This window comes from Micromonospora sp. CNZ297, assembly GCF_007827625.1.
This window is the reverse complement of the sequence record NZ_VISU01000026.1, coordinates 1-24,690: the sequence shown is the minus strand read 5'-3', so window position 1 is coordinate 24,690 and position 24,690 is coordinate 1. Positions and strand designations below refer to the sequence as shown.

Below are 24,690 nucleotides of genomic sequence, written 5' to 3'. Positions count from 1 at the left end.
GGGACAACGGTCAGGAATCGGTTCCGTCAAGCGCCAGCCTGACGAGGGTGTCGGTGTCGAGGTCGTCGAGGTCCAGGGCCTCGTCGGTGGGCTCGGCCCCGGTACCGCCGTCGGCGTCGGCGAGGTTGAGCAGCAGGTCCAGCAGCCCCGCCTCGCGCAGGCGGGCCAGCGGTATCGCCGCGAGCGTCTGCCGGACGGCCGCCTCCGCCGGGTCGCCGTCGTCCGCCTGCGCCGCCTCGGGCACCAGGCCGTCGAGCAGGTTCTCGGCGAGCACGGCCGGGGTCGGGTGGTCGAAGACGAGGGTCGCGGGCAGTGACAGGCCGGTGGCGCCGGTGAGTCGGTTGCGCAGCTCGACCGCCGTCAGCGAGTCGAATCCGAGTTCCTTGAACGCCCGCTGGGGCTTGACCCGGTCCGTGCCCGCGTGGCCGAGCACGGCCGAGGCGTGGGTACGGACCAGGTCGACCAGGTGCCGGACCCGCTCGGGGCGGGGCAGGGTGAGCAGGTGCTCCCGCAGGGCATCGGCAGCGCCGGGCTGCTGCTCCCCGGCGTGGGCGTGCAGCGCATCCCGGGCCTCGGCGATGTCGTCGAGCAGCGGCCGGGGGCGGGCCGAGGCGTACGCCGGGGCGAAGACCGCCCAGTCGACGTCCGCCACGGTCAGCGCCGCCCTGGGCAGGCCGGCGGCGTACCGCATGGCGTGCACGGCGTCGGCCGGCGCCATGGCGGTCAGGCCGCGCCGGGCCAGCATCTGCTGGGCTTCGCCGGTGGCCATGCCGCCGTCGGCCCACGGTCCCCAGGCCACGGACGTCGCCGCCAGGCCCCGGCCGCGCCGCTGCTCCGCGAGCGCGTCGAGGAAGGCGTTGCCGGCGGCGTACGCGGACTGTCCGCCGCTGCCCCACACCCCGGCGATGGAGGAGAAGAGCACGAACGCGTCCAGCGGCCGGTCGCCGAGCAGGGCGTCCAGGTGCAGCGCGCCGGCCACCTTGCCGTCGAGCACGCCCGCGAACGCGGCCAGGTCGGTGTCGGCGATCAGCCCGGACTCGCCGGCGCCCGCCGCGTGGACCACGGCCGTCAGCGGCGCGGGATCCTCGTCGAGGCGGGCCAGCAGCTCCGCCACCTGGTCGCGATCGGCGACGTCACAGGCCACGACCGACGCCCGTACGCCCTGGGCGGTGAGCTCCTCGCACAGCTCGGCCGCCCCGGGGGCGCGCTCGCCGCGGCGGCTGGTCAGCACGACGTGCTCCGCCCCGTTGGCCGCCGCCCAGCGGGCCACGTGCGCGCCCAGCGCGCCGGTGCCGCCGGTGACCAGCACGGTGCCGGACGGCCGCCACCGCTGCGCCGCGTCGGGAACGGTGGGTGCCGAGCGGACCAGGCGACGGACGAACACCCCGGAGGGGCGCACGGCCAGCTGGTCCTCGTCGCCGGCGCCGGTCACCACCCGCACCAGCCGGTCCCAGGCCGTCGCGTCGACCTGCTCGGGCAGGTCCACCAGCCCGCCCCACAGGTGGGGGTGTTCCAGGCCCGCCACGAGCCCCAGGCCCCAGAGCCCGCTCTGGGCGACGGCGTGCACGGTGTCCCCGTCGCCGGTGCTGACCGCGCCCCGGGTCAGGCACCACAGCCGGGTCGTCGCCCCGGTGTCGTGCAGCGCCTGGAGCAGCAGCAGCGTGGCGGCCGCCCCGACCGGCACGGCCGGGTGGGCGGGGTGCGGCTGGTCGCGGAGGCCGAGCAGGGAGAGCACGCCGGCGACGGGGCCGTCGGCCAGCGCGTCGCCCAGCCGTCGGGCGAGGCCCACCCGGTCGGTGCCGACCGGGTCGACGGTGAGCCGGACCACGTCGGCGCCGACCTCGGCGAGGGCCTTGGTCACCGCCTCCGCCCGGGTGCCGTCCGCCAGGTCGTCCTGCGCCGTCACGAGCAGCCACACGCCGGGCCGCGCCGGTTCGGCGGTGATGTCGGTGCGCTTCCATCCGACCCGGTACGACCACGCGTCCAGGACGGCCCGCTGCGTACGCGCCCGGTGCCAGTTCGACAGGACCGGCAGGGCCGGGGTGAGGGCGTCCAGGGCGGTGCCGTCGTCGCCGAACTGCGCGGCGAGGGCGTTCAGGTCGCCGCGTTCGACGGCGTTCCAGAAGTCGGCGTCGCCGTCGTGGGTCGCCGTCTGTCGCGGTCGGCTCGCCGGCTCGGGCCAGTACCGCTCGCGGTGGAAGGCGTACGTGGGCAGGTCGACCCGGGCGGCACCGGTGTCGGTGAACCACTGCCGCCAGGACACCGGGACGCCGTGGACGTGCAGCTCGGCCAGGGCGTGCAGCAACGCCTGCGTCTCGGACCGGTCCCGGCGCTGCACGGCCACCGCGAGCGCGTCCTCGGCGAGCACGTCGGCGTTCATCGCGGTCAGCACGCTCTGCGGGCCGACCTCCAGGAACGTGTCCACACCCGTCTCACGCAACGCGGTCACCCCGTCGGCGTAGCGCACAGCCTCCCGCACATGCCGCACCCAGTACTCCGGGCTGCGGATCTCCTCGGCGTCAGCCAGCGCACCGGTCACATTCGACACCACCGGCAACAACGGCGCTGCGAAGGCCAGCCCCTCCAGCACCGCCCGGAACTCCGCCAGCATCGGCTCCATCAACGGACTGTGGAACGCATGACTCACCGCCAACCGACGCGTCCGCACACCCCGCCCACGCCAGACCCGCTCCACCTCATCCAACGCCTCCACCGCACCCGACACCACCACAGCAGCCGGACCGTTGACCGCCGCAACACCGACGTCCGCCAACCCCGCGATCGACTCCCCCACCGAAGCCTCGTCCGCCGCCACCGCCAACATCCCGCCACCCGCCGGCAACGCCTGCATCAACCGACCCCGCGCCGCCACAAGCTCACACGCATCCGCGAGCGACAACACACCCGCCACATACGCCGCCGTCACCTCACCGATCGAGTGACCGGCCACCACGTCGGGAACGATCCCGAACGACTCCACCAGACGGAACAACGCCACCTCGACCGCGAACAACCCGGCCTGCGTGAACACGGTCTGGTCCAGCAACTCCGCCTCGGCCGTGCCCGCCGACGCGAACAGCACCTCCCGCAGCGGGCGCGGCAGCAGCGGGTCGAGGTGTCCGCACACCTCATCCAACGCCGCCGCGAACACCGGGAACCCGCCATACAACTCCCGGCCCATACCCACCCGCTGCGCACCCTGACCCGAAAACAACAGCGCAAGCTGACCACGCTGACCGGCGGCGCCGGTCACGACAGCTCCCGACGGATCGCCGGCCGCCACGGCCGCGAGACCCGCCAACAGCTCGTCCCGGCTCGCGCCGGACACAACCGCCCGGTGCTCCAGCACAGACCGCGACGCCACCGACGACCACGCCACATCCACCACACGCGGAGCCTCGCCGGCCGCCAGCCACCCCGCCCACCGACCCGCCTGCGCCGACAGCCCGGCCACGTCGCGGGCCGACAACAGCACCGGCACCACCGCCGGCACCTCGCGTGCGACGACCTCACCCTCGATCGTCCCGGCCGGCGGCTGCTCGATGATCACGTGCGCATTCGTGCCGGAGATCCCGAACGACGACACCGCCGCCCGACGCGGCCGGTCCACCCGCGGCCACGGGGTGGGCTCGGTGGCCAGGGCCACCGCCCCCGCCGACCAGTCGATGTGCGGGGACGGCTCGTCCACGTGCAGGGTCGGCGGAACGAGGCCGTGGCGCATCGCCATGACCATCTTGATCACACCAGCCACACCCGCAGCCGCCTGTGCGTGCCCGATGTTCGACTTCACCGAGCCGAGCCAGAGCGGCCGGTCGGCGGGCCGGTCCTGCCCGTACGTGGCCAGGACGGCCTGCGCCTCGATCGGGTCACCCAGCGTCGTGCCCGTGCCGTGCGCCTCGACCACGTCCACGTCGGACGGCGACAGCCGCGCCGACGCCAGCGCCTGCCGGATCACCCGCTGCTGCGACGGACCGTTCGGCGCCGTCAGCCCGTTCGACGCACCGTCCTGGTTCACGGCCGTGCCCCGCACCACGGCGTAGATCTTCCGGCCCTCGCGCTGGGCGTCCGACAGGCGCTGCACCAGGAGCACGCCCACGCCCTCGGACCAGCCCGTGCCGTCGGCCGACGCCGCGAACGACCGGCACCGGCCGTCGGCCGACAGGCCCCGCTGCCGGGAGAACTCCACGAAGGTGCCGGGCGTGGCCATCACCGTCACGCCGCCGGCCAGCGCCAGGTCGCACTCGCCGCTGCGCAGCGCCTGCACCGCGAGGTGCAACGCCACCAGGCTGGACGAGCAGGCCGTGTCCACGGTCACCGCCGGGCCTTCGAGCCCGAACGTGTACGCCACCCGGCCCGACAGCACGCTGCCCGAGTTGCCGGTGCCGATGTAGCCCTCGACCTCGGGCGTCTCCATCAGGCGCGTCGAGTAGTCGTGGTAGATGACGCCCGCGAAGACACCGGTCCGGCTGCCCCGCAGGCCCGACGGGTCCAGGCCCGCCGACTCGAACGTCTCCCAGGACGCCTCCAGCAGCAGCCGGTGCTGTGGGTCCATGGCGAGGGCCTCGCGCGGCGAGATGCCGAAGAAGCCGGGGTCGAACTCCGCCGCGCCGTATAGGAAGCCGCCGTGGCGGGTGTACGAGGTGCCGGCGTGGTCGGGGTCCGGGTCGTACAGGGACTCCAGGTCCCAGCCCCGGTCGGCCGGGAACTCCCCGATGCCCTCCCCACCGGTGCTGACCAGCCTCCACAGCTCGTCGGGAGACTCCACCCCGCCGGGGTAGCGGCAGGCCATGCCGACGATCGCGATCGCCTCGTCGGCGTCGCCGGCCGTCGCCTCGTCGGCCGCGACGGCACCGGGTCGGGTGCCGGCGAGTTCCGCGTACACGTGGGCCGCCAGGACCTGCGGGGACGGGTAGTCGAACACCAGGGTCGAGGTGAGGCGCAGGCCGGTCGCGCCGTTCACCCGGTTACGCAGCTCGACGGCGGTCAGCGAGTCGAAGCCCAGGTCCTTGAACGCCCGGTCCGCCGGCACCGCCTCGGCGCCGCCGTGCCCGAGGACCTGCGCGACCAGGCCCCGGATCAGCTCGTCGACCTGTGCGAGGCCCTCCTCGGCGCTGAGCCCGGTGAGGCGCCCGGCCCAGCCGCCGGGGGCGCCCTGGCCGGCGCGGCGGCGGGTCGTCGCCACGTCGACCAGGTTGCGCAGCATCGGCGGTACGACCGCGCCGGCGGCTGCCGCCCGCAGCGCGGGTACGTCGATCGCGGCCGGCACCAGCACCGCCCGCTCCGCCCCCACGGCGGCGTCGAAGAGTTCCAGGCCGGTGCGGGCGTTCATCGGCCGCAGGCCGGCGCGTGCCGTACGGGCCCGGTCGTTGCCGCCGATCGAGGCGGCCATGCCTGCCGTGTCCCACATCCCCCACGCCAGACTCACCGCCGGCAACCCGAGCTGCCGCCGATACACCGCCAACCCGTCCAGGAACGCGTTACCCGCCGCATACCCCGACTGACCCGGCGAACCCAGCACACCAGCAACCGACGAGAACACCACGAACAAGTCGAGATCCAGACCCGCCGTCGCCTCATGCAGGAACCAACCCGCCGACACCTTCGGCGCCAACACCCCCGCCAACCGCTCCGCCGTCAGCCCCTCCACCACACCGTCATCCAACACACCAGCCGTGTGCACCACACCCGCCAGCCGACCCCCGGCGGCCACCTCGGCCACCAGACCGAACACCTGGTCCCGGTCCGTCACGTCACAGGCAACGACCCGCACGGACGCACCCAACGCCGACAACCGCTCCGACAACTCACCCGCACCGGCGGCCTCCGGACCACGCCGCGACACCAGCACCAGCGACCGCACACCATGCACCGACACCAAATGCTCCGCCACCAGCGCACCGAGCGCACCCGTACCACCGGTCACCACCACCGCACCGTCACCCACGACCGGCGCCTCCACCGACGCCGCAGCGACCGCACGCACCAGACGCGGCACGAACACCGCGCCCGAGCGGACGGCCAACTGGCCGCCGGCCGGGTCCGCGGCGAAGCGGGCCAGGACGCCCAGCGTGCCGGGGTCGACCGCGTCGTCGACGTCGGACAGGACGATGCGGCCCGGGTGCTCGGACTGCGCGGAGCGCAGCAGGCCCCACACCGCCGCCGCGGCCAGGTCGGTCACCCGGTCCCCGTCGCGGACGGCCAGCGCGCCCCGGGTCACCACCACGAGCTTCGAGTCGGCCAGCGCGTCGACGGCCAGCCACGCCTGCACCAGGCCCAGCACGTCGGCGGTGACCGTGCGGACGGTCCGCGCCGGGTCGCCGTCGTCGGCGGGCGACGCGGCCGGCGTGAAGAGCAGCAGGCGCGGCGGGGCGATGCCGGCGTCGATGGCGGCGCGCAGCTGCCGGATCGTCTCGGCGGAGGGGCCGCCGGGGACGCCCGGCAGGGCCGGCCCGCCCAGCACCGCCCAGCCCGACGCGTCGTCGACCGGGTCGGCCTCCTCGGCCTGCCAGGCCACCTCGAACAGGGAACGCGACGCCGCGCTCGGGGCGGCCACGCCGGTCAGCTCCCGCAGGACGAGGGAGTCCACCGACACCACCGGCGCGCCCGCCTCGTCGCGGGCGGTCAGCCGCACCGCGGAGCCGTTGCGGGTCAACCGCACCCGCAGCAGCCTCGCGCCGGAGGCGTGCACCTGCACGCCCTCGAAGGCGAACGGTACGCGCGGCCCGCCCGACTCCTCGGTGCCGGGCAGCAGCCCGATCGGGTGCAGGGCGGCGTCCAGCAGCGCCGGGTGCACGCCGAAGCGCGCCGCCTCGGTCGCCGCGTCGTCCGGCAGGACCACCTCGGCGAAGACGTCGTCCTCGCCGGTCCACACCCGGCGCAGCCCCTGGAACGCCGGCCCGTACGACAGGCCGTGTTCCAGCAGCGCCGGATACCAGCCGGTCAGGTCCACCTCGGTGGCGCCGGCGGGCGGCCAGGCGGCCGGCTGCGGTTCGTCGGCCGTGGCCGGTTCCAGCACGCCCTCCGCGTGCCGGGTCCAGCCCGCCTCGGGATCGTCGTCGGGGCGGGAGTAGACGGCGACGGGACGCTGCGGGGACTCCGACGCGGAGACCCGCACCTGGATCCGTACGGCGCCGGACTCGGGGAGCACCAGCGGCACGAGCACCGTCAGGTCCCGCAGCCGCGGCAGGTCCGCCTCGTCGCCGGCGCGGACGGCCAGCTCCACGAGGGCCGTGCCCGGAACGAGCGTCACGCCGGAGACGACGTGGTCGGCCAGCCAGGGGTGGGTGGTCGGGGAGATCCGGCCGGTCAGCACGATCTCGTCGTCGCCGGCCAGGTCCACGGCAGCGCCGAGCAGCCCGTGCTCGGCCACGCCGAGGCCGGCGCCGCTGACGTCGCCGGCGCGCAGCCGGCCCACGGCCGGCCAGAAGCGCTGCCGCTGGAACGGGTACGTCGGCAGGTCGACGGGGCGGGTTCCGGCCGGCAGGAGCGCGGTCCAGGTGACCGGCGTGCCGTGCGCGTACAGCTCCGCAAGCGCATGGACCAGCGACGCCGGCTCGGGTCGGCCGGGGCGCAGGGTCGCCACGACCGTCGCCGCGTCGTCGTCCGGCAGGCAGGCGCCCACCATGCCGGCGAGCACCGCGTCGGGGCCCAGTTCGAGGAACGTACGGACGTTGCGCTCGCGCAGGCTCGCGACCCCGTCGGCGAACCGGACGGTCTGCCTTAGGTGGCGGACCCAGTAGTCGGGGGTGCCGATCTCGTCGGGGTCCGCGATCCGGCCGGTCAGGTTCGACACGATCGGCAGGACGTGCCAGTGGAACGTCAGCCCGTCGAGCACCTGCCGGAACTCGGCCAGCATCGGCTCCATGAGCGGGCTGTGGAACGCGTGGCTGACGGTCAGCCGGCGCGTACGCACACCCCGGTCCGTCCAGGCCCGCTGCACCTCGTCGAGGGCCTCGGCGGCGCCGGAGACCACCACGGCGGTGGGGCCGTTGACGGCGGCGACGCCGACCCGGTCGGCGAACGGAACGATCGACTCGGCCACCGCGTCCTCGGCGGCGGCGACGGCGAGCATGCCACCACCGGCCGGCAGGGCCTGCATCAGCCGACCCCGCGCCGCGACCAGCGCACACGCGTCGGCCAGGGAGAACACACCCGCCACATGCGCCGCCGCGATCTCACCGATGGAGTGCCCGGCCACCAGGTCCGGCACGACACCCAACGACTCGACCAGGCGGAACAGGGCCACCTCGACGGCGAACAGCCCCGCCTGGGTGAACACCGTCTGGTCCAGCAGCCCCGCCTCAGGCGTACCCGCCGCAGCGAACAACACCTCCCGCAGCGCACGCGGCAGCAGCGGATCCAGGTGAGCACACACCTCGTCCAAGGCCGCGGCGAACACCGGGAACGCCGCGTACAGCTCACGACCCATACCGGCGCGCTGCGCGCCCTGACCGGAGAAGAGGACGGCGGTGCGGCCGCTGCGGGCGATTCCCCGCACGACGGCGGCCGAGGGCTCGTCGTCGGCCAGCGCGCCGAGGGCGGCGAGCAGTCCGGCGCGGTCGCCGGGCAGCAGCACGGCGCGGTGCTCGAAGGCGCTGCGGGCGGTGGCGAGCGCCCGGCCGACGTCGGCGACGGTCAGGTCCGGCTCACCGTCGACGAGGGTCCGCAGCCGGCGCGCCTGCTCGTGCAGGGCGGCGGCGTCGCGGGCCGACAGGACGCAGGCGACGAGGTCGCCCGGGACGCCCGTGGCGGGTGCGGCCTGCGCCGGGGCGGGCTCGGGGGCCTGCTCGACGATGGTGTGGGCGTTGGTGCCGCTGATGCCGAACGACGACACCGCCGCGCGGCGGGGCCGGTCGACGGCCGGCCACGGCCGCGCCTCGGTGAGAAGGGCGACCGACCCGGCCGTCCAGTCGATGTGCGGGGACGGCTTCTCGGCGTGCAGAGTCGGCGGCAGGATGCCGTGCCGCATGGCCAGCACCATCTTGATCACACCGGCGACACCGGCCGCCGCCTGGGCGTGGCCGATGTTCGACTTGACCGACCCCAGCCACAGTGGATGGTCCTGCGGTCGGCCCTGCCCGTACGTGGCCAGCAGCGCCTGTGCCTCGATCGGGTCTCCGAGGGCGGTGCCGGTGCCGTGCGCCTCGACGGCGTCGACGTCGGTGGTGGCGAGCCGGGCGTTGGCGAGCGCCTGCCGGATCACCCGCTGCTGGGCGGGGCCGTTCGGCGCGGTCAGGCCGCTGCTGGCGCCGTCCTGGTTGACGGCGCTGCCCCGGACGACGGCGAGCACCCGGTGGCCGTTGCGCTGCGCGTCGGAGAGTCGCTCCAGCAGGAGCATGCCGACGCCCTCGGCGAAGCCGGTGCCGTCGGCGCCTGCGCCGAACGCCTTGCACCGCCCGTCGGGCGACAGGCCGCGCTGCCGGGAGAACTCGGTGAGCATGCCGGGGGTGGACATGACGCTCACCCCGCCGGCGAGGGCGAGGCGGCACTCGTCCTGCCGCAGCGCCTGGGTGGCCAGGTGCAGCGCCACCAGCGACGACGAGCAGGCGGTGTCGACGGTGACGGCGGGGCCCTCCAGGCCGAACAGGTACGAGATGCGGCCGGAGGCGACGCTGCCCGCGCTGCCGTTGCCGACGTGGCCGTCCAGGTCGTCGGTGCCGCCGGCGGCCTGGGAGGCGTAGTCGTGGTAGATGAGCCCGACGTAGACGCCGGTGCTGCTGCCCCGCGCCGAGTGGGGGTCGATCCCGGCCCGCTCGAATGCCTCCCAGGAGGTCTCCAGCAGCAGCCGCTGCTGCGGGTCCATCGCCAGGGCCTCGCGGGGGGAGATCCCGAAGAAGGCGGCGTCGAACTGGGCGGCGTCGTGGAGGAAGCCGCCCTGCCGCGGTACGGCGTCCGGGTCCTGGTCGCCGGCGCGCAGGTCGTCGAGGTTCCAGCCCCGGTCGGTGGGGAAGGGCGAGATGACGTCGGTGCCGGCGGTGACCACGTCCCACAGCTGCTCGGGGGTCTGCACGTCGCCGGGGAACCGGCAGGCCATGCCGATGATGGCGATCGGTTCGTCGAGGGCGGCGGCGGCGCCGGCCGCCACGGGCCGGTCCACGGTCGCCGCGCCGCCGAGCTCCCGGTCCAGGAACTCGGCGAGCACCACGGGGGTCGGGTAGTCGAACGCCACGGTCGCGGGCAGCCGCAGGCCGGTGGCGGCGGAGAGCCGGTTGCGCAGTTCCACCGAGGTGAGCGAGTCGAAGCCCAGTTCCTTGAAGGCGCGCTGGGCGTCGACGGTCTCGGCCGAGCGGTGCCCGAGCACTGCAGCCACGCTGGTGGCCACCAGGTCGAGCAGGTGGGAGCGCCGCTCCGCCGGGCCGAGCGTCGCCAGCCGGTCCCGTACGGAGGCGGTGTCCGCGAGGCCGCGACCCACCGCGCGCCGGGCCGGTCCGCCCGCGCGGACGAGGTCCCGCAGCAGGCTGGGCACGTTCTGGCCGGTCGGCCGCGACGCCGGCGGCAGGTTCATGAGGACGAGGTGCGCCGCGTCGCGCTGTCGCGCCAGCTCGTACAGCGCCACACCCTGCCGGTCGGTCAGCGGGGCGCTGGTGGCGCGGATCGCCTTGCGGTGCTCGCTGCCGCCCAGGTGGGCGGTCATGGCGCTGCTGGTGGCCCACAGCCCCCACGCGATGCTGGTGGCGGGCAGCCCCTGCTCGCGCCGGTACTCGGCGAGGGCGTCGAGGAACGCGTTCGCCGCCGCGTAGTTGCCCTGCCCCGGCGAGCCGAGGGTGGCCGCCACCGACGAGAACAGCACGAACGCCGACAGGTCCAGGTGCGCGGTGGCCTCGTGCAACACCCAACCCGCGTCCACCTTCGGCGCCAGCACCGTACGCAGAGCGGACTCGTCCAGCGAACCGATGGTCGCGTCCGCGATCACCCCGGCGGTGTGCACCACAGCCGTCAACGGGTGCCCCGGGTCCACCAGTTCCAGCAGCCGGGTCACCTGCGCGGGGTCGGTCACGTCGGCGGTGCCGGCGGTGACGCGGGCGCCCGCGCGGGTCAGCTCGTCGACCAGCTCCCGGTAGTGCTCGGGGCCACGGCGGGAGGCCAGCAGCAGGTGCCGGGCCTGGCCGGTGGCGACGAGGTGCCGGGCGAACACGCCGGCGAGGGCGCCACCGGCGCCGGTGACGAGCACGGTGCCGTCCGGGTCGGCGGGGGCGGGCACCCGCAGGACGACCTTGCCGATGTGGCGGGCCTGACTCATGTGGCGCAGTGCCTGCCGGGCCTGGCGTACGTCCCACGCCCGCAGGGGCAGCGGGCGCAGCGCGCCCCGCGCGAACAGGTCGAGCAGCTCGGTGAGCATCTCCCCGATGCGCCGGTGCCCGGCCTCGTTGAGGTCGAACGCGCGGTAGGTGACGCCCGGATGCCCGGCGGCGACCGTCTCGGGGTCGCGTACGTCGGCCTTGCCCATCTCCACGAACCGGCCGCCGCGCGGCAGCAGCCGCAGCGACGCGTCCACGAAGCCACCGGCGAGGGCGTCGAGCACCACGTCCATCCCGGCGCCGCCGGTGGCCGCGCCGAAGGTCTGCTCGAACTCGATGGTCCGCGACGACGCGATCCGCTCCTCGGCCACCCCGAGTTCCCGCAGCACGCCCCACTTGCCGGGGCTGGCGGTGGCGTACACCGTCGCGCCCCAGTGCCGGGCGAGCTGGATCGCGGCCATGCCGACGCCACCCGCGCCGTTGTGGATCAGCACCGACTCACCGGCCCGCAGGTCGGCCAGGTCCCGCAGCGCGTAGTACGCGGTCAGGAACACCACCGGCACGGAGGCGGCCTGCGCGAAGGACCAACCGGCGGGGATCCTCGCCACGAGGTCGCGGGTGGCGATCACCTCGGGGGCGAAGGCCGGCTCGAACATGCCGAGCACGCGGTCGCCGGGGACCAGGTCGGTCACGCCCGGGCCGACCTCGATCACGACGCCCGCGCCCTCGCTGCCCAGCACGGCCGCCGGATCCGGGTACATGCCCAGCCCGATCAGCACGTCACGGAAGTTCACGCCGGCCGCGCGCACCGCGATGCGCACCTGACCCGCGTCCAGGGCGACGGAGGTGGCGGGCACCATGCCGACACCGTCGAGGGTTCCGGGGCTGACCGCCCCGACCCGCCACAGTCCGTCCGGCGGGACGAGTTCGTCGGCGGCCTGGCCGGCGGGCCGGCCCAGGCGGGGCGTGCGCACCTCGTCGCCGCGTACGGCCACCTGGCCGCCGGTCGGCGAGGGGTTCTCGGCGACGGCGGCGAGCACGGCGAGGGTGGCCGGGGTGAGGTCCCCGTCGACGTCGGCGAGGACGATCCGCCCCGGGTGCTCGGACTGCGCCGAGCGCAGCAGACCCCAGACCGCCGCGCCGGGCAGGTCCCGCACCGCGTCCGCCGGGGTGGCGGCCACCGCCGCGCGGGTCAGCACCACGAGCGTGGTGTCGGCCAGCGCCTCGCTGTCCAGCCAGCGGTGCAGCACGGCCAGGACACGGGCGGTGGCCGTACGGACTTGGTCGGGCAGGTCGCCCTCCGGGGTGCCAGCGGGCACGGGGACCACGAGCGCGCGGGGCGCCTCGACCGTGCCGGCCGCGACCGCCGCGGTCAGCTCGTCGACGGTCGGGAACACCGGCGTGGCGAGGCCCGCCGGGGCGGGTCCGTCGCCGAGCAGCGCCCAGCCGGAGACGTCCCGCGCCGGGGTGACCGCCTCGACCGGCCACGTCACCTCGAACAGCGACCGCTGCGCGGCCTCCGCGCCGGTGGCGTCGGTCATCTCCCGCATGGCGAGCGACTCGACTGACACCACGGGCGCGCCGGACTCGTCGCCGGCCACCAGCCGCACGCGCGAGCCCGCCCGGGTCAGCCGTACCCGCAGCGTCCTGGCGCCGGAGGCGTGCACCTGCACGCCCTCGAACGCGAACGGCACGCGCGGTCCGCCGGAGCGCTCGGCCGTCAGCAGCCCGACGGGGTGCAGGGCGGCGTCCAGCAGCGCCGGGTGCACGGCGAAGCCGGCGGCGTCGTCGGCCGCCTCGTCCGGCAGGGCGACCTCGGCGTACGCCTCGTCGCCGGCGGTCCACAGCCGCCGCAGGCCCCGGAACGCCGGCCCGTAGGCCAGGCCGCGCTCCGCGAGCGCCGGATACCAGCCGGCGAGGTCCACCTCGGTGCCCCCGGCCGGCGGCCAGGAGCCCAGCGTCGGCTCGTCGGTGGCCTGCTCCAGCAGACCGTCGGCGTGCCGCGTCCAGGAGTCCCCGGGGTCGCCGTCGGGCTGCGAGTGCACCGCCACGCTCCGGGTTCCGGAGCCGTCGGCCGCGCCGACGCGCACCTGCACGCGGACCGCGCCCGGGTTCGGCAGCACCAGCGGCGCGGCGACGGTCAGCTCCCGCACCCGGGAGGTGCCGACCTCGTCGCCGGCGCGCACCGCGAGCTCGACCAGGGCCGTGCCCGGCAGCACCACGGCGCCGCCGACCACGTGGTCGGCCAGCCACGGGTGCGTGGACGCCGACAGCCGGCCGGTCAGCACGACCTCGTCGTCGCCGGCGAGGCGCACCGCCGCGCCGAGCAGCCCGTGCCCGGCCGCGCCCAGCCCCGCGCCTGACACGTCGCCGGTGGCGGAGCGGTCCAGCGCCGGCCAGAACCGGGCCCGCTGGAAGGCGTACGTGGGCAGGTCGACAGGGGTGGCGCCGGAGCCGGCGAAGACGCGCGACCAGTCGACGGGCACACCGGCGACGTGCAGCTCGCCGAGGTTGGCCAGCAGCTGCCGCGGCCCGTGCTCGTCGCGGCGCAGCGAGCCCACCACCACGCCGCCGCCGGCCGCCCGGTCGAGCGCGTCCTGCACCGCGATCTTGAGTACGGGGTGCGGGCTGACCTCGACGAAGGTCCGGAAGCCCTGCTCGATCAGCTGGTCCACGACCGGCGCCAGCCGGACTGTTTCCCGCAGGTTGCGGTACCAGTAGTCGGCGTCGAGCCCGGCGGTGTCGATCGGCTCGCCCGTGACGGTGGAGTGGAAGGCCACGGTGCTGGTGCGGGGGTCCACAGTGCCGAACCCGGCGGTCACCTCGTCGCGGATCGGGTCGACGTGGCCGCTGTGCGCCGCGAAGTCGACGGCGACCTGACGGGCGCGGACGTCGCGCTCGGCGCAGTGCGCGAGCAGCTCGGCGACCGACGCCGAGTCGCCCGCGACCACTGTCACGGCGACGCCGTTGAGGGCGGCGACGGAGAGGCTGCCCCGCCACGGCGCGATGAGCCGCTCGGTGTCGGCGGCCGGGAGCGGGACGGAGACCATGCCGCCGCGACCCGCGATCGCCAGCAGGCCGCGGCTGCGCGCCACGACGAGCCGCGCGGCTTCGGCGAGGGTCAACGCGCCGGCGACGCAGGCCGCGGCGAGTTCCCCCTGCGAGTGCCCGACGACGGCGGCCGGTTCCACGCCGCACGAGCGCCAGAGCTGCGCGAGGGACACCATGACGGAGAAGAGCGCGGGCTGGACCACGTCCACCCGGTCCAGGGGTGGCGCGCCGGGCGCCTGCCGCAGCACGTCCTCCAGGGACCAGTCGACCAGCCGGGACAGTTCCTCGGCGCACTCGCCCATCCGCTGCCGGAAGACCGGCGAGGTCTCCATCAGGTCCAGCGCCATCGACGTCCACTGGGAGCCCTGGCCGGGGAAGACGAAGACGACCTTCGACGCGGCGTCCGCGCCCGCCGGGGAGCTGTCGCCGTCGGCGAGGGCGGCCAGGCGGGCGAGCGCGTCGTCCCGGTCGGCGGCCACGACGACCGCCCGGTACGGGTGGTGCGCCCGCTGGGTGGCCAGGGAGAAGCCGAGGTCGCGCGGGTCGAGGCCGGCGTCGCCGGCGAGCCGTTCGCCGAGGCGGGCGGCCTGCGCCCGGAGCGCGCGGGGGCTTCTGCCGGAGACCGGCAGGGGTACGGCGGCGGGCCCGACCAGGCCGGGAACGTGCCCCGCCGGCGCGGGCGTCGCCGGGGCCGGCTCGTCGGGCGCCTGCTCGATGATGGTGTGCGCGTTGGTGCCGCTGATGCCGAACGACGACACGGCGGCCCGGCGCGGCCGGTCGACGGCGGGCCACGGCCGGGCCTCGGTGAGCAGGGCGACGGCCCCGGCGCTCCAGTCGACGTGGGGCGAGGGCTGGTCCACGTGCAGGGTCGGCGGCAGCACGCCGTGCCGAATCGCCAGCACCATCTTGATCACGCCGGCCACCCCGGCCGCCGCCTGGGAGTGGCCGATGTTCGACTTGATCGAGCCGAGCCAGAGCGGCTCGCCGTCGGCGCGGTCCTGCCCGTAGGTGGCCAGCACCGCCTGCGCCTCGATCGGGTCGCCGAGGACGGTGCCGGTGCCGTGCGCCTCGACGGCGTCCACGTCGGCCGGGTCGAGCCGCGCGTTCTCCAGGGCCTGGCGGATGACCCGCTGCTGGGACGGGCCGTTCGGGGCGGTCAGCCCGTTCGACGCGCCGTCGGAGTTGACCGCGGAGCCGCGCAGCACCGCGAGTACCCGGTGGCCGTTGCGTCGGGCGTCGGAGAGGCGCTCCACGAGCAGCATGCCGACGCCCTCGGCCCAGCCGGTGCCGTCCGCGCCGGCGGCGAACGCCTTGCACCGCCCGTCGGGGGCCAGCCCGCCCTGCCGGGAGAACTCGGAGAACATGCCGGGCTGCGCCATGAGTGCCACCCCGCCGGCCAGGGCCATGTCGCACTCGCCGCCGCGCAGCGCCTGGGCGGCGAGGTGCAGCGCCACCAGGGACGAGGAGCAGGCGGTGTCGACAGTGACCGCCGGGCCTTCGAGGCCGAACATGTAGGCGACCCGTCCGGAGGCGACGCTGCCCGCCGTGCCGGTCAGCAGGTGCCCCTCGAGGCCGTCCAGGTCGTCACGTCCGCTGGTGGCGTAGCCGGAGGAGGCGGCGCCGACGAAGACACCGGTGGCGGTGCCGCTGAGGGCGGCGGGGTCGATGCGGGCGTACTCGAAGCTCTCCCAGGCGGTCTCCAGCAGCAGCCGCTGCTGCGGGTCCATGGCGAGGGCCTCGCGGGGGCTGATGTTGAAGAAGCCGGCGTCGAAGTCGGCCGCGTCGTAGAGGAAGCCGCCCTGGTGGGTGACGGTGCCGCCGGCCTGGTCGCCGTCGGTGCCGTACAGCCGGTCGAGGTCCCAGCCGCGGTCGGCCGGGAAGTCGCCGACGGCGTCGGCCCCGGAGGTGACGAGCTGCCACAGCTGCTCGGGGGTGGCGACGCCGCCGGGGTAACGGCAGGCCATGCCGATGATGGCGATCGGCTCGTCGGCGTCGGCGGTGACGACCGTACGGACGGTGGCGCCGGTGCCCGTGGCCGGGCCGAGCTGCGCGAACAGGTGCTCGGCCAGCCGGGCCGGGGTGGGGTGGTCGAAGGCCAGCGTGGCGGTCAGTCGCAGCCCGGTGGCCGCACCGAGGCGGTTGCGTAGTTCCACCGAGGTCAGCGAGTCGAAGCCCAGGTCCTTGAAGGCCCGGGCGGCGGGAACCGACTGCGCCGAGGCGTGCCCCAGCACCGTGGCGGCCTGGCCGCAGACCAGGTCGACGAGCGCCTGGCGGGCATCGGCCTCGGAGAGGCCGTCGAGTCGGTCGCGCCACGACGCGCCGGCGGTCGGCCGGTCGCCGGCGGTACGGCGTCGGCCGCCGCCGCGCAGCAGGTGCCGCATCAGCGGCGGCACACCGCTGGCCTCGCCGGTGACGTGGAGTCGGGCCGCGACGACGACCGGCCGGGCGGCCGGCAGGGCGGCGTCGAAGAGTTCGGCGCCCTCGGCCGGGGAGAGCCGGCTCATCCCGACGCGCCGCAGCCGCTGCTGGTCGTCGCCGTCGAGGTGGGCGGTCATCGTGCTGTCGGTGGCCCACATGCCCCAGGCGATGCTGGTGGCGGGCAGCCCCTGCTCGCGCCGGTACTCGGCGAGGGCGTCGAGGAACGCGTTCGCCGCCGCGTAGTTGCCCTGCCCCGGCGAGCCGAGGGTGGCCGCCACCGACGAGAACAGCACGAACGCCGACAGGTCCAGGTGCGCGGTGGCCTCGTGCAACACCCAACCCGCGTCCACCTTCGGCGCCAGCACCGTACGCAGAGCGGACTCGTCCAGCGAACCGATGGTCGCGTCCGCGATCACCCCGGCGGTGTGCACCACAGCCGTCAACGGGTGCGCCGGGTCGATCCCGGCGACCAGCTCGGTGACCTGGGCGGGGTCGCTGACGTCGACGGCCACGGCGGTGACGTCGGCGCCCGCGTCGGTCAGTTCCCGGAGCAGGGTGGCGTACGCGTCGTCCCGGCCGGGTGCGCGGCGGGAGGCCAGCAGCAGGCGCCGGGCCTGGCCGGTGACGACGAGGTGCCGCGCGAACACGCCGGCCAGGGTTCCGGCCGCGCCGGTGACCAGTACGGTGCCCTCGGGGTCCACGGGCGCGGGGATGCGCAGCACCACCTTGCCGACGTGGCGGGCCTGGCTGACGTGCCGCAGCGCCTGCCGGGCCTGACGCACGTCCCACGCCCGTACGGGCAGCGGGCGCAGCGCGCCCCGCGCGAACAGGTCGAGCAGCTCGGTGAGCATCTCCCCGATACGGGTGCTGCCCGCCTCGTTGAGGTCGAACGCGCGGTAGGTGACGCCCGGGTGCCCGGCGGCGACCGTCTCGGGGTCGCGTACGTCGGCCTTGCCCATCTCCACGAACCGGCCGCCGCGCGGCAGCAGCCGCAGCGACGCGTCCACGAACTCACCGGCCAACGCGTCGAGCACCACGTCGACGCCGGCACCGCCGGTGGCCGCGCCGAAGGTCTGCTCGAACTCGACGGTCCGCGACGACGCGATCCGCTCCTCGGCCACCCCGAGTTCCCGCAGCACGCCCCACTTCCCGGGGCTCGCCGTCGCGTGGACGGTGGCGCCGAGGTGGTGGGCGAGCTGGATCGCGGCCATCCCGACGCCACCCGCGCCGTTGTGGATCAGCACCGACTCACCGGCCCGCAGCCCGGCGAGGTCCCGCAGCGCGTAGTACGCGGTCAGGAAGACCAGCGGAACCGACGCGGCCTGGGTGAAGGACCAGTCGGCGGGCATCCTGGCGATCCGCTGCCGGTGTGCCACCGCCTGCGGGCTGAAGCCGAGTTCGAACATGCCGAGCACGCGGTCGCCGGGAGCCAGGTCGGTCACGCCCGGGCCGACCTCGATCACGACGCCCGCGCCCTCGCTGCCCAGCACGGCCGCCGGATCCGGGTACATGCCCAGCCCGATCAGCACGTCACGGAAGTTCACGCCGGCCGCGCGCACCGCGATGCGCACCTGGTCCTCGCCCAGCTCGGCGGGCGCGGCCGGCACCGGCGCGATCCCGTCCAGGGTGCCGCCGGTGACGGGGGCGAGGTGCCACGGGCCGGGCGGCGGCGTCAGCTCGTCGCCCGCGGGTCGCGCCAGCCTCGGCACGAGGGTCCGCTCGCCACGCACCGCGAGCTGGCCGCCGGAGACCGACGGGTCGACCGCCGCCCCGGCCAGCACGGCGAGGGTCGCGGCGGTCAGCTCGCCGTCGATGTCGGCGAGGACGATCCGCCCCGGGTGCTCGGACTGCGCCGAGCGCAGCAGGCCCCAGACGGCCGCGGCGGCCAGGTCGCCGACCCGGTCGTCGTCCGCGGCGGCCACCGCGCCGCGGGTCACCACCACGAGCTTCGACTCCGCCAGCGCGTCGGCGGCGAGCCAGGCGCGCAGCACGTCCAGGACGGAGCCGGTGAGCGTCCGTACGGCCTCCGGCACGGCGACGCCGGGGTCGCCGGTCGGCACCGGCAGCAGCACCTGCCGGGCCGTGGTGCCGGCCGCCGCCAGGGTCGCCACGTCCGCGAAGACCGGCAGCTCCGCCAGCGCGGCCGGGACGGCACCGCCCAGCGCCGCCCAGCCCGCGAGGTCGTCCACGCCGTCGATCTGCTCCGCCTGCCAGGTCACCTCGTACAGCGAGCGGGCGGCGGCGCCCCGGGTCGCCGTCGCGGTCATCTCCCGCAGCACCAGCGAGTCCACCGACACCACCGGCGCGTTCGAGCCGTCGCAGGCGACCAGCCGCACCCCGGAGCCGTCCCGGGTCAGCCGCACCCGCAGCGTCCGGGCGCCCGAGGCGTGCACCTGCACGCCCTCGAACGCGAACGGCACGCGCGGGCCGCCCGTGGCCTCGGCCGCGAGCAGCAGCGCCACCGGGTGCAGCGCGGCGTCCAGCAGCGCCGGGTGCACCCCGAACGCGCCCGCCTCGCCGGCCGTCCCGTCCGGCAGCGCCACCTCGGCGTACGCCTCGCCGTCGGCCGTCCAGGCCCGCCGTACGCCCTGGAACACCGGCCCGTACGACAGGCCGTGCTCCGCCAGTGCCGGATACCAGCCGGTCAGGTCCACCTCGGTCGCGCCCGCCGGCGGCCACTCGCCGAGGCCCGGCTCGTCGGTCGACACCGGTTCGAGCAGGCCGTCGGCGTGCCGCACCCACTCGGTCTCGTCGTCCTCGGGCTGGGAGTACACGGACACCGTCCGCACGGCGGCTTCGTCGGCCGCGCCGACGCGCACCTGGACGCGTACCGCGCCGGACGCGGGCAGCACCAGCGGCGCCGCCACGGTCAGCTCCCGTACCCGCGACGCGCCGACCTCGTCGCCGGCGCGGACCGCCAGCTCCACCAGGGCGGTGCCCGGCACCACCACGGCGCCGGCGATCACGTGGTCGGCCAGCCACTGGTGCGTCGACGTCGACAGCCGGCCGGTCAGCACCACCTCGTCGTCGCCGGCGAGCCGCACCGCCGCGCCGAGCAGCGGGTGCCCCGCGACGCCGAGGCCGGCGCCCGACACGTCGCCGACCCGCCACGGCAGCACCTCGGGCCAGAACCGCTCCCGCTGGAAGGCGTACGTGGGCAGGTCGACCCGGGCGGCGCCGGTGTCGGCGAACCACTCCCGCCAGGACACCGGCACCCCGTGCACGTGCAGCTCGGCGAGGGCGTGCAGCAGCGCCTGCGCCTCGGGCCGGTCCGGGCGCTGGGCGGCGACGGCGAGCACGTCGTCGCCGGGCAGCGCGTCGGCCGTCATCGCGGTCAGTACGCTCCGCGGCCCGACCTCCAGGAACGTGTCGACCCCGGCGTCGCGCAGCGCGGCGAGCCCGTCGGCGTAGCGGACCGCCTCGCGGACGTGGCGAACCCAGTAGTCCGGGGTGCGGATCTCGTCGGCGTCGGCGAGCGCACCTGTCACGTTCGACACCATCGGCAGCGTGGGCGCGGCGAAGGTCAGCCGCTCGACGATGCCGCGGAAGCGCTCCAGCACCGGCGCCATCAGCGGGCTGTGGAACGCGTGGCTGACGGTCAGCCGGCGGGTACGCGCGCCCCGGTCCCGCCAGACGCGCTCGACCTCGTCGAGGGCGTCGACGGCGCCGGAGACCACGACGGAGGCCGGGCCGTTGACGGCGGCGATGCCGACCCGGTCGGTCAGCCCGGCGATCGACTCCGCCACGGCCGCCTCGTCGGCGGCCACGGCGAGCATGCCCCCGCCGGACGGCAGCGCCTGCATCAGCCGGCCCCGCGCCGCCACCAGCAGGCAGGCGTCCTGGAGCGACAGCACCCCGGCCACGTGCGCGGCGGCGATCTCCCCGATCGAGTGCCCGCCCACATAGTCCGGCGCGACGCCCATCGACTCGACCAGCCGGAACAGCGCCACCTCGACGGCGAAGAGTCCGGCCTGGGTGAACGCGGTCTGGTCCAGCAGCTCCGCCTCGGCGGAGCCCTCCGGTGCGAACAGCACCTCCTTGAGCGGGCGCGGCAGAACCCGGTCGAGGTGCCCGCACGCCTCGTCGAGGGCGGCGGCGAAGACGGGGAACTCGGCGTACAGCTCACGGCCCATGCCGGCGCGCTGCGCGCCCTGGCCGGAGAAGAGCACCGCCAGCGGACCCCGGTCCCCGGCCTGGCCGGCGACCACGATGCCCGACGGCTCGCCGGCCGCCAGGGACCGCAGGCCCGCCAGCAGACCCGTGCGGTCCTCGGCGAGCAGCACCGCGCGCCGGTCGAGCGTCGTGCGGGCCACCGTCGAGGAGAAGGCCACGTCGAGCGGGCGCTGTCGCTCGTCGCCGGTCAGCCGGCGGACCCACCGGTCGGCCTGGGCGGCGAGCGCGGGCGGCTGCGCGGCGGAGAGCAGCACGGGCACGACGGTGGGACGACGGGACCAGGTGGCGTCGTCGCCGGCCGGGTCGGGGGCCGGCGCCTGCTCCAGAATCAGGTGGGCGTTCGTGCCGCTCATGCCGAAGGACGACACGGCGGCCCTGCGGACGTGCTCGCCGCCGGCCCACGGGCGCGCCTCGTCGAGCAGGGCCACCGCGCCGGTCGACCAGTCGATGTGCGGTGAGGGCCGGTCCACGTGCAGGGTGGGCGGCAGCACGCCGTGCCGCATCGCCATCACCATCTTGATGACGCCGCCGGCGCCGGCCGCGGCCTGGGGGTGGCCGATGTTCGACTTCAGCGAGCCCAGCCACAGCGGGCGGTCGGCGGTGCGGCTCTGCCCGTACGTGGCCAGCAGCGCCTGTGCCTCGATCGGGTCGCCGAGCCGGGTGCCCGTGCCGTGCGCCTCGACGGCGTCCACGTCGGACGGGCTGAGCCGGGCGTTCTCCAGCGCCTGCCGGATGACCCGCTGCTGCGAGGGGCCGTTGGGGGCGGTCAGTCCGCTGCTGGCGCCGTCCTGGTTGACGGCGCTGCCCCGGATCACCGCCAGGACGGGGTGCCCGTTGCGCCGGGCGTCGGAGAGCTTCTCGACGAGCAGCATGGCGACGCCCTCGGACCAGCCGGTCCCGTCGGCGTCGGCGGAGAACGCCTTGCACCGCCCGTCGGAGGCGAGCCCCCGCTGGCGGGAGAACTCGACGAACGCACCCGGCGTGGCCAGCACTGTGACGCCGCCGGCCACGGCGAGGGAGCACTCGCCGTCGCGCAGGGCCTGACCGGCGAGGTGCAGGGCGACCAGCGACGAGGAGCAGGCGGTGTCGATGGTGACGGCCGGCCCCTCCAGCCCGAAGGAGTACGCCAGCCGGCCGGACATGACGCTCGCGGCGGTGCCGGTGAGGACGTAGCCCTCCGTGCCCTCGGGCAGTTGCCGCAGCACGGACGTGTAGTCCTGCCCCGCGGTGCCGACGAACACCCCCGTGCGGCTGCCCCGCACCGACGCGGCGTCGATGCCGGCCCGCTCGAAGACCTCCCAGGTCACCTCGAGCAGGAGTCGCTGCTGCGGGTCCATGGCCAGCGCCTCGCGCGGCGAGATCCCGAACAGGGTCGGGTCGAACAGGCCGGCGTCGCGCAGGAAGCCGCCCCGGTTGCTGTACGTGGTGCCGGGGTGGTCGGGGTCGGGGTCGTAGAGCCCGTCGAGGTCCCAGCCCCGGTCGTCGGGGAACGTGCCGGTGGCGTCCACCCCGCCGGCGACGAGGTCCCAGAGGTCCTCCGGTGAGGCGACGCCGCCGGGGAAACGGCAAGCCATGCCGACGATCGCGATCGGCTCGGCGTCCTCGTCCTCCAGCTCGGTCAGGCGCCGACGCGCCAGGCGGAGCTCGGAGGTCACCCACTTCAGGTGTTCGAGGAGCTTGTCTTCGTCCGCCATGACCCACCCGCCCAGAGCTTGCTATCGATCGGAATCTGCCGATTCGTTGACCACACCACCGCCGACGGCCGGCTTCGTGCACAGGTGGGCGGAGACGCGGCCGTTCGGCTCACGGACCCCACACCTGTTCCTGATTCCGGTTGTCGTGCCTGCTCAGGCGCCCGCCACGCCGGACAGGTCCGCCGACACATGCCCGCCACCGTGACTGGACGGTACTGAGCGCCAAAGGCCCGCCCAACCCCTAGAGAACCCCTGATCGACCGGCCCGCGAGCGGCGTCGCGGCAGGCCCGGCGAGCGGCGGTGACCAGCGCCGCGAGGGCCGCTCAGGCGGGCTGTCCGGCGGCCGACGGCAGGATGCGGCGCAGTCGGCCGGGAGGCGTCGAGCGGCGGCGCCACTCCCGTGGGTAGCCGACCGAGACCTCTTCGAACCGGACCCCGTCGTACCAGGTGGTGCGCGGGATGTGCAGGTGGCCGTAGACGGCGACGCGGGCGTCGAAGCGGACGTGCCAGTCGGCCGTGGCCTCGGTGCCGCACCACTGGGCGAACTCGGGGTACCGCAGGATCCGGGTGGGCTCGCGCACGAGCGGGAAGTGGTTGACCAGGACGGTGGGCAGCCCGCCGCGCTCGGCGGTCAGCCGCCGCTCCGTCAGGGCCAGCCGCGCCCGGCACCAGGCGTCCCGCGTCGGGTACGGGTCCGGATGCAGCAGGATCTCGTCGGTGCAGACCACGCCGACCTCGTGGGCCCGTGCCAGGGCCTGCTCCTTCGTGTACGTCCCCGGGGGCCGGAAGGTGTAGTCGTAGAGCAGGAACAGCGGCGCGATCAGGACCGGGTCGTCGCCCTGCTGGTCCCAGACGGGGTACGGGTCCTCCGGGGTGATGACCCCGAGCCCCCGGCACAGTTGCACCAGGTGCTGGTAGCGCGCGTCCCCCCGCAGCTGGATCGGGTCCTCGCGGGGAGTCCACAGCTCGTGGTTGCCGGGGGCCCAGATGACCTTGGCGAAGCGGCGGCTGAGGAGTCCCAGCGCCCACTCGATGTCGCCGACGAACTCCCCGACGTCGCCGGCGACGACGAGCCAGTCGCCGTCGCGCTCCGGCTGCAGCCGCTCGACGATGGCCTTGTTCTCCGCGTGCACCACGTGCAGGTCACTGATGGCGAGCAGTTGAGGCAAGCCGGATCCGGCCATGCGGACCTCCCGTCCATCCGGGGTACCGCACGCACCCACATCCGTACCGCTCGGCTGCCGGTGGGCAGGGCGAGACGGCCTGGCGTGCTCCGACCCTACGGAGCCGGGCCCGCACCGGCACACCCCTAGACGGGATACGTGGACCCCTAGGCAGCCGCGCCTGCCCGACGGCGCCGGTCAGGCGTCCGGCGCCGTCGGGTGTCCCTCTCCCCGGCCCGTCCCGCCCGGGGTCGGGCAGTGTCCGCTCAGGACTTGCCGAACTCCCGCTGGATGATGTCGAAGAGCTCGTCCCGGCTGGCCGACTCCAACTCCTCTGCGGCGGCCGGCGCCGGTGCGGTGGCGGCGGGTCGGCCCCGCCACCGGGTCAGCAGGTCCTCCAGCCGACCGACGACCGCGTCGTCGACCTGGTCGCCCGGCAGCCCGCCGAGGAGCTTGTCGAGGCGTTCGATCTCGGCCACGATCGGCAACGCCGGCTGCTCGGGCGCCAACTCGGCCCGCAGGTGACCGGCGAGCGCGTTCGGGGTGGGATGGTCGAAGACGAGGGTGGCGGGCAGTCCGATGCCCGTTGCGGCGGTCAGCCGGTTGCGCAGCTCGACTGCGGTGAGCGAGTCGAAGCCCAGTTCGAGGAAGCCGCGGGCGGGCCTGATCCCGCTCGGCGTGGCGTGTCCCAGCACCGCCGCGGCGGTGCCGCGGACCAGGTCGAGCAGGATGCGGTCGCGCTCCGACCCGGAGGCGGCGGCGAGCCGCTCGCGCAGCGCCGACGCCGCGCCGCGGTCCTCGCCCTTCGGCGCCTCCTCGGCCTGTGCGGGCTGTGCTTCGGGGATGTCGGTGAACAGACGCGACGGACGCAACGCCGTGAACGACGGCACAAACCGATCCCACCGCACATCCGCCACCACCACCTGCCCCTCACCACCATCCAACGCCCGCTG

3 protein-coding genes are annotated in these 24,690 nt (G+C 75.6%); all 3 read right to left on the bottom strand.

Annotated elements, in window-relative coordinates; all coding sequences use genetic code 11:
- Positions 1-10: 10 nt before the first annotated feature.
- Positions 11-22,573, bottom strand: coding sequence for a type I polyketide synthase (locus tag FB454_RS30325; protein WP_145823991.1), 22,563 nt, complete (start codon positions 22,571-22,573; stop codon positions 11-13).
- Between the two features lie 324 nt (positions 22,574-22,897).
- Positions 22,898-23,758: a metallophosphoesterase family protein gene (locus FB454_RS30320; RefSeq protein ID WP_145823990.1), complete on the bottom strand. Its 861-nt coding sequence runs from the start codon at positions 23,756-23,758 to the stop codon at positions 22,898-22,900.
- Positions 23,759-24,003: 245 nt separating this feature from the next.
- The coding region (locus FB454_RS30315; protein ID WP_377649534.1) for a phosphopantetheine-binding protein at positions 24,004-24,690 on the bottom strand (687 nt) is incomplete at its 5' end.

Coding starts and splice junctions, on each gene's coding strand:
- FB454_RS30320 (WP_145823990.1), bottom strand. CDS start 23,758: ATGGCCGGATCCGGCTTGCCTCAACTGCTCGCCATCAGTGACCTGCAC.
- FB454_RS30325 (WP_145823991.1), bottom strand. CDS start 22,573: ATGGCGGACGAAGACAAGCTCCTCGAACACCTGAAGTGGGTGACCTCC.